This window comes from Rhodococcus sp. CX, from assembly GCF_015865005.1.
Lineage (GTDB): Bacteria > Actinomycetota > Actinomycetes > Mycobacteriales > Mycobacteriaceae > Rhodococcus.
Map to the genome: position 1 here is coordinate 19,705 of NZ_JADZGH010000183.1, position 7,506 is coordinate 27,210.

General features: G+C 64.5%; 7 protein-coding genes. 1 reads left to right on the forward strand and 6 read right to left on the reverse strand.

The window, feature by feature from the left end; all coding sequences use genetic code 11:
• The 4 genes from I0Q12_RS19685 to I0Q12_RS19700 all read right to left on the reverse strand — a co-directional run.
• Positions 1-294 (reverse strand): alpha/beta hydrolase (locus tag I0Q12_RS19685; protein ID WP_197253766.1); only part of this gene is annotated, 294 nt, incomplete at its 3' end.
• Between the two features lie 335 nt (positions 295-629).
• Positions 630-1,406 carry a crotonase/enoyl-CoA hydratase family protein gene (locus I0Q12_RS19690; protein ID WP_197253768.1) on the reverse strand — a complete coding sequence of 259 codons (777 nt, stop codon included), beginning with the start codon at positions 1,404-1,406 and terminating at the stop codon, positions 630-632.
• Positions 1,403-2,170 carry an SDR family NAD(P)-dependent oxidoreductase gene (locus I0Q12_RS19695; RefSeq protein ID WP_197253770.1) on the reverse strand — a complete coding sequence of 256 codons (768 nt, stop codon included), beginning with the start codon at positions 2,168-2,170 and terminating at the stop codon, positions 1,403-1,405. The genes I0Q12_RS19690 and I0Q12_RS19695 overlap by 4 nt, the downstream gene beginning before the upstream one ends.
• A 46-nt stretch (positions 2,171-2,216) precedes the next feature.
• Complete coding sequence (locus I0Q12_RS19700) at positions 2,217-3,377, reverse strand: acyl-CoA dehydrogenase family protein (RefSeq protein ID WP_197253772.1); 1,161 nt, start codon at positions 3,375-3,377, stop codon at positions 2,217-2,219.
• A gap of 113 nt (positions 3,378-3,490) precedes the next feature.
• Between I0Q12_RS19700 and I0Q12_RS19705 the strand changes: the two genes are divergently transcribed.
• Positions 3,491-4,564: a CaiB/BaiF CoA-transferase family protein gene (locus tag I0Q12_RS19705; protein ID WP_197253774.1), complete on the forward strand. Its 1,074-nt coding sequence runs from the start codon at positions 3,491-3,493 to the stop codon at positions 4,562-4,564.
• A 70-nt stretch (positions 4,565-4,634) separates the two neighbouring features.
• Here I0Q12_RS19705 and I0Q12_RS19710 read toward each other — a convergent pair whose 3' ends face one another.
• Complete coding sequence (locus I0Q12_RS19710) at positions 4,635-5,786, reverse strand: thiolase family protein (RefSeq protein WP_197253776.1); 1,152 nt, start codon at positions 5,784-5,786, stop codon at positions 4,635-4,637.
• A gap of 323 nt (positions 5,787-6,109) precedes the next feature.
• Complete coding sequence (locus I0Q12_RS19715; RefSeq protein ID WP_197253777.1) at positions 6,110-7,108, reverse strand: IclR family transcriptional regulator; 999 nt, start codon at positions 7,106-7,108, stop codon at positions 6,110-6,112.
• Positions 7,109-7,506: the final 398 nt, after the last annotated feature.

A 7,506-nucleotide genomic window follows, 5' to 3' on the forward strand; every position in this document is an offset into this window, starting at 1 on the left:
TGCAGCCAAGCCACCTCCCGCGCTGGCGCCGTGGATGATGATCTTCCCGGGGTCGATACCGAGTTCATCGGCGTGCTCGGCAACCCACACCAGGCCGGCATAGCAGTCCTCGACCGGGGCAGGATGCGGATTCTCCGGAGCGAGGCGATATTCGACCGACACCGCAACAACTCCGAATGTCTCGACCCACTCGGCAAGCTTGCCGGCTCCCACATAGCGATCCGCCCTGATCATGCCGCCGCCGTGGATGGAATAGATGAGCGGCGACGAGCCGGGGCCTTTGGTCGGGGACATGATCAGGAGTGTCAACTCCGGTTCACCGAGAGGGCCGGGAACGGCCCGCTCGTCCACACGCACGGCACCGTCACGCACGAGATCGGCGATCGGGGTCCTCCGCTGTGCGGACAACCTGCGGCGCTCGGCGATTTGATGAGGTGGACAGTGGTGTAGATCGAAGGAAGCATGGACAAGAACGCGTTGATCTCGGGGTCGAACGGTGGCCGTGCGGGTGTGACGGCAGAGGTACCTGTGGTCATACGGTTGCTCCTCAACAGAACGTGGATCGGCTCAGCCGCGGAGGCCTCGGCAGCGCCACCCGCGGCCCAGCATCGATTCCATGGAGGCTCTGCCTAGCGGCCCTGCCATCGGGGTGCGCGACGTTCAGCGAATGCGGCGGCGCCCTCCGCTGCGTCGGCGGAGGCGAAGACAGGGTCGGTGTAGGTCGCCTGCCGCTCGAACGACTCCTTGTCGGTCCAGGTTCGGGCGTCGAGCGCCAATGCCTTGCTGGCACGAACCGCGAGTGGAGCGTTCGCGCTGATGGCCCTGGCCAGGGTGGTCGCAGCGGCGACGGCGGTGCCGTCCTCGACCACCCGGTTGACCAGGCCGTGAGCCTTGGCGTCCAAGGCAGTGATCGGCTCACCGGTCAGGAGCATTTCCAGTGCGATCGCGCGAGGAAGGACTCTCGGTGCGCGGAAGATGCCGCCGGCGCGGGCGGCGAGTCCCCGTTTGACCTCTGGAAGACCGAACTTTGCACCCGAACCGGCGACGACGAGGTCACATGCCAGGACCATCTCGAAACCGCCTCCCAGTGCCCACCCCTCGACCGCGGCGATCAGCGGTTTCGCTGGTGGTGCTTCGACGAGGCCACCGAATCCGCGCCCCTCGACGACCGGTCGCTCTCCAAGTCGGAATCGCTTCAGATCCATTCCAGCGCAGAATGTTCCGGCGCTTCCGGTCAGGATGGCGACCGAGAGCTCCGGATCGTCGTCGAGCCGGGTCAAGGCTTCACCGATGGCGGTGGCTGCGGCCAGGGTCATCGCATTGCGCTGTTCGGGACGATTGATCGTGATCGTGAGAATTCCGGAGTCGACCTCGACGAGAACGTCGTCCGTGGCTGTGGCGGTCATCGCGGAGGCATCCGGATCGCGCCGTCGATACGGATGGTCTCACCGTTCGCGTATCCGTTCTCCAGCAGGGCCAGTGCCATTCCGGCGTAGTCCTCGGGGCGACCGAGGCGCTTCGGGAACGGGACTCCGGCGGCGAGGCCCTCACGGATGTCCGAGCGCAGTCGTGCGAGCATCGGCGTGTCGAATGTGCCCGGGGCGATGGTGTTGACCCGGATGCCGACACTGGCGAGATCGCGTGCGGCGACGAGAGTGATGCCGTGAACGGCTGCCTTCGACGCGGTGTAGGCAGTCTGGCCGATCTGCCCGTCGAAGGCCGCGACCGACGCCGTGAGGACGATGCTGCCCCGTTCTCCGTCGACAGGTTCGTTGCGTGCCATCCGCGCCGCAGTGTTCCGAAGCACGTTGTAGGTGCCGATGAGATTGATTTCCAGGATGTTGCGGAAGCTGTCCAGGTTGTTCGGGTTACCCTCCTTGTTCAGGATTCGGAGGCGGTCTCCTCCACGGCCGGCGCAGTGCACGACACCCCGCAGAGGACCGAACGCTTCGGCGGCGTCGAGGGCGGGGCCGAAGGAGTCCTCGTCGGTGATGTCGATCGGAGCGAACGCGGCATTGTCGCCCAGTCGCTCGGCGGTCGCCTTTCCGTCGGATGATGCGAGGTCGGCGATCACGACACGGGCGCCCGCCGCGACGAGCGAAGCGGAGGTCGCTTCGCCGAGTCCCGATGCGCCACCGGTCACCAGGAAGGTGTTGTCTTTCAGTTGCATTGGTCAGGCTTTCTGTGAGTGTGTGACAAAGGGGAACGCGTGAAGGCTAGGCAGGGTACCGACCGGCGATTTCGCGGCCGATGATCTCCTTCATGATCTCCGTCGTCCCTCCGACGATCGTCTGTACGCGCGCATCGGCGTACGCACGGGAGATCGGGTACTCGTCCATGTATCCGTAGCCGCCGTGCAGTTGCAGGCATCCGGCGACGATTCGGTTCTGCAGCTCGGTGGCCCACCACTTGGCCTTCGCACCCTGGGTGACGTCGAAGGCCCCGTCGTTGTAGGCGAGGATCGACTGCTCCAGGAACGTTCGGGTGATGTCGACCTCGGTGGTCATCTCCGCGAGCCGAAAGCGGGTGTTCTGGAAGTCGATGATGCGCTCACCGAATGCCTTTCGTTCACTGGTGTACTTGACGGTCCACTCCAGCGCAGCCTCTGCGGCACACAGGGCACGCCACGCAATGGACAGACGTTCGAGCGGGAGTTGTGCGGTGAGGTGATGGAATCCGCGCCCCTCCTCGCCGACGAGATTTGTGACCGGAACGCGGACATTGTCGAAGGCGATCTCGGCAGTGTCCTGGGAGTGCAGGCCCAGCTTGCGCAGCTTGCGTCCCCGAATGAAACCCTCGGTGTTGGTCGGGACGAGAATCAAGGAGAGGCGGGGGCGGCCCTCGTGCTCTCCGGTGCGAGCCGCGGCGAGTACGACGTCCGAAGAGAAGCCGCTCGTGATGAAGGTCTTGGCGCCATTGATGACCCATTCGTCACCGTCGCGAACCGCAGTGGTCTTCATCCCGCGGAGATCGCTGCCTGCGGCGGGTTCGGACATGGCGATGGACGCGACGATCGTGCCCTCGGCCATCCCGGGCAACCATTGACGCTGCTGGTCCTCGGTACCGAAGGTGGTGAGGTATGAGGCAACGATGTCTTCGTTGATCGAGAAGCCGGATGCGAGCGACGCCGCACCGACCGCTGCCAGCTCCTCCTGGACCACGCACCGGAAGCGGTAGTCCCGCATCCCACCGCCGCCCAGTTCCGTGGCGACTCGGATGCCCAGGACGCCGTGTGCGCCCGCGGACTTCCAGACCTCACGGCCGGTACTGCGGTCCTCCTCCCATTGATCGAGGTTCGGGGCGACGTCGCGTTTGACGAACTCGCGGACCACCGTACGGAAGCTCTCGTGATCGTCGTCGTAAAACGGTTGAGGCACTGGAATTCTCCTAGATCGTTCGGTTGCGGGTGGTGAGTGTTCGGCTTGTCGACCCGGGCGGGGTTGATGTTCAATCCGTCGACAGCCGAAATCGATTCCAAGGATTGAAGATTATGAAACATCCTGCACCACTTGATGGTTTGCGAATCATCGAGTTCCTCGGTCTGGGGCCTGCGCCGTTCGGATGCATGCTGCTCGCGGACCTCGGGGCCGAGGTTCTCACCTTGCGTCGCCCCGGATCGGAACTTCCGGCGCTGGTACGCAATCGATCGACGCTTGAGGTGGACCTCAAGGACCCGGAGACGTTCCGTCTGATTCGGGACATGGTCGCAGCCGCAGACGTGCTCGTCGAGGGGTTCCGGCCCGGAGTCATGGAGCGACTCGGGTTGGGGCCAGAGGAACTGTCGAGCGTGAACGAGCAACTGGTGTACGCCCGTATGACCGGGTGGGGGCAGACCGGACCGCTGGCTTCCACCGCCGGCCACGACATCAACTACATCGCACTCTCCGGCGCCTTGCACTCCGCGACGAGGCATGGTGGCGTCCCGATGCCGCCGGCGAACCTCCTCGGCGATTTCGGCGGTGGCGGAATCTATCTCGTCACCGCTGTCCTCGCGGCCCTGTACGAACGCGACCGCACCGGTCGCGGTGCCGTACTCGATATCGGCATCCTCGACGGCACGACCTACCTGACGTCGATGCTCCACGAGTACCGATCCTCGGGACGATGGTCGGATACGCCCGGCACCAACAGGCTCGACACCGGTGCCCCCTATTACGACGTGTACCCCTGCGCCGACGGGAAGTTCGTGGCTATCGGCGCGTTGGAGGATCCGTTCTTCGCGGTGCTGCTCGATGTTCTCGGGCTCGAACCGGAACTCGCCGTCGGGCGTCACGACCCGGCGTCCTGGCCGGCGCTCCGAGAGCGAATCCGCGTGGCGGTGGCGACACGGACTCGTGACGAATGGGCAGAGTTGGCCGGTGCCACCGACGCCTGCCTCACTCCGGTCCTCGGACTGGCGGAGGCGTCGGCCCATCCACAGGTTCGTGACCGCGCCATCCTTGCCGATGACGGTCAGGGTGGATGGACGCCGCGTCTTCCGATCGGATTTCGCGACGAGGTGACCTCCGCGCAAGATGTGCTCCGTTCGTGGGCGGCACCTCGGGACCGGTCGGTCACCTCGTGATCGGCGGGTCCGTTCCGGCGGGTGGGCGCCGGAACGGGCCCCGGCGATCAGGTGCGTCGCCTCGAGCGCGTCACTCGACGAGTTCGTAGATCGTGGCATTGGCGGTCCCGCCACCCTCGCAGATGGTCTGGAGGCCGTACTTGATTCCCTTGTCACGCATGTGGTGAATGAGCCGGGTCGTGAGGATGGCACCGGACGCGCCCAGTGGGTGGCCGACGGCAATCGCTCCGCCTAGCGGGTTGACGCGTTCGGGGTCGGCCTGGAGTTCGATCTGCCACGCGAGCGGCACCGGTGCGAAGGCTTCGTTGATCTCGATGGCGCCGATGTCGTCGATGGTGAGCCCGGCGCGCGCGAGGACCTTCTGCGTCGCGGGAATCGGTGCGGTCAGCATCATTACCGGATCCGCGCCGACCACCGAGCCTGCGAGCAATCGAACAATGGGAGTCAGTCCCAGCTCGGCCGCCTTCTCCGGCGTCGTGATCAGCACGGCGGAGGCGCCGTCCGAGATCTGGGAGGCATTGCCTGCGTGGATGACACCGTCCTCGCGGAACGACGGCTTGAGTTTCGCCAGTGTCTCGGGGGACGTACCGCGGCGCAGGCCCTCGTCGACCGCGAGCTGGGCGTCACCGATCGAGACCGGCACCAGCTGTGAATCGAAGGCGCCATTGTCGATCGCATCTGCCGCGAGCTGATGGGATCGGGAAGCGAACTCGTCGAGTACCTGCCGTGACAGGCCCCACTTCTCCGAGATCAACTCGGCGCCGGTGCCTTGGTCGAGGTGGTCGGTCTGGTATCGATCTAGCACCGTCTGGCCGTAGGGAAATCCACTGGCCCGGGCCGCGCCGAGGGGAACACGGGACATCGTCTCGACACCGCCCGCGATCGCAATGTCGTAGGCGCCGGACATCACTGCGTGTGCAGCGGACTCGATCGCCTGCTGTCCCGACCCACAGGCGCGGTTGACGGTGACCGCCGGAACACTCTCGGGCCAGCCCGCCGCGAGCGTGGCAAACCGCGCAACGTTGCTCGACTGGTCTCCGAGTTGGGTGACGCATCCCCACATGACGTCGTCGATCGTTTCCGGTTCGACGCCGGTCCGGGTGATCAACTCGTTCAGTACCAGAGCCGACAGATCTACAGGATGGACGCTGCTCAGTGCGCCATTGCGTTTCCCGATGGGAGTCCGTACCGCTTCGACGATGACTGCTTCTCTGACCCGCATGCTGCACTCCTGGATGCTGCGACCACTTATCTAACGATCTGAACCTTAGCAGGCGTCGCGATGTGCGTCACTGGTTGCTTTTGCTCGATACGGTGGGGCCGTCCCCGCGCAAACAGATATATGCAGTGCAAGTGGAGTTTAGGCCTGATTCTGCTGCCTCGTGGGTGGGCGCGGGGTACAGGACTCGTTCGATGGATGCGTCGTGCCGAGAGCTCGTGTGTAAGCGCTTGGCTCGATTAAAAGTATAGGAAGTGAACTAGGTGCTCCTCGTGTGCTCCGGGTGATCTTGGGCGAGTCGCGGGGCGGGGATGTTTGCAGTGGGATCAGAGCCGGACTCCGACCTTCCGGTGCCTGTAGGTCGCGTTCGAGATGATGGAAGCGGTAGTCAGGACAGCGTCCGTGGCGAGGTTCCAGCGCATTCGGCCGGCCACTCCGGTCAGTGACACTGCGCCGAGTGTGTCGCCGGGCTGACCTATCGGTGCTGCCACGCACACGATGTCGTCGTTCATTTCGCTGCGGTCGAATGCGACTCCGGTCGCGCGGATCTTGCTGAGCTCGGCGCGGAGTGTGAAGGGTTCGGTGATGGTGTTTGCGGTCCTGCGTGGCATTGCCGACGACAGGATGGTGCGCATGGCGTCGTCGTCGAACGCCGCGATCGCCTTTCCGAGTGCGGTGCAATATGCGGGCAGGCGGCTGCCCCTGCGTGCCGCGAGACGAGTTGGTTCGGTGGTGACTTTGTCAAGGTGGATGACCTCGGCTCCGTCGAGAATGCCGAGGTGCGCCGACATCCCGGTCTTGACAGCGAGAGCCTGCAGGTGCGGCAGCGCGGCCTCGTGGAGCGTGTTCTCCTCGATCGCGAGGTTTCCCAGTTCGAACATGCGCATACCCAGTCGGTATCCGCCCGCGTCTCGTGTCATCCATCTGACCTGGCAGAGCTGGTCGGCAAGGCGGTGCAGTGTGGACTTCGGGAGGCCTGTGCGTTCGCTCAGGTCGCCTAGGCCGAGTACCTGCTGGCTGCCGTCGAAGGCCTCCATGATCGAAGCGATCCGGCCGAGGACGGTTCGCTCCGGATTTCGTCGATCACTTGCTCTTGGGGTGGGCCTGCTGGTGATCAAGCCGGCGGATCGGTTCAGGAGCCCTTCGGCCGGTTCGGCTTCGGTTCCGGAGGTAACCAGTTTCAGATCCGACGACATAGCCGCCACCTTCCATTGAGGGCACTTATTGTGGACTGTATCGACAGTACGCTGCAGAATAGCCTTCAAAACCCGGGTGTTGTCGCTAATCAGTGCACTGTAATTGCGTGTAAGCAGGATCACATCCACGCCTCGACCTGTCAAGTGCCGCGGTGACCCGCCGAAAGATCCGTACAGAGCGTGTAGAGATAGTCGTCTCCCAATGCGGCGACTGTGCCTGCTGCCGCGAACGGGCCGGGCTTAAGCCGGGATGTTGGCGCTGCCGGTGAGCCGACGCCGACCCGCACTCAACGGCGGGGGATTCGATACTGCATTTGCCGGCAGGAAGCGTGCATCGTTCGTTCCTGGGTGCGACCGGATCCTACTCACCACCGCCGCAAATCGACGACGGTCAAATCCCGTGCAGTGGTGCGCGAAGTCGTTATGACGAGGCTCAGGGGAATGGATCTGGCGCACTTTGCGTTTGCGCCGTGAGGCGCTGTGATTCGAGTGGAGGTGAGAGACCTTCACCGCCGGGCTGTCGTAGC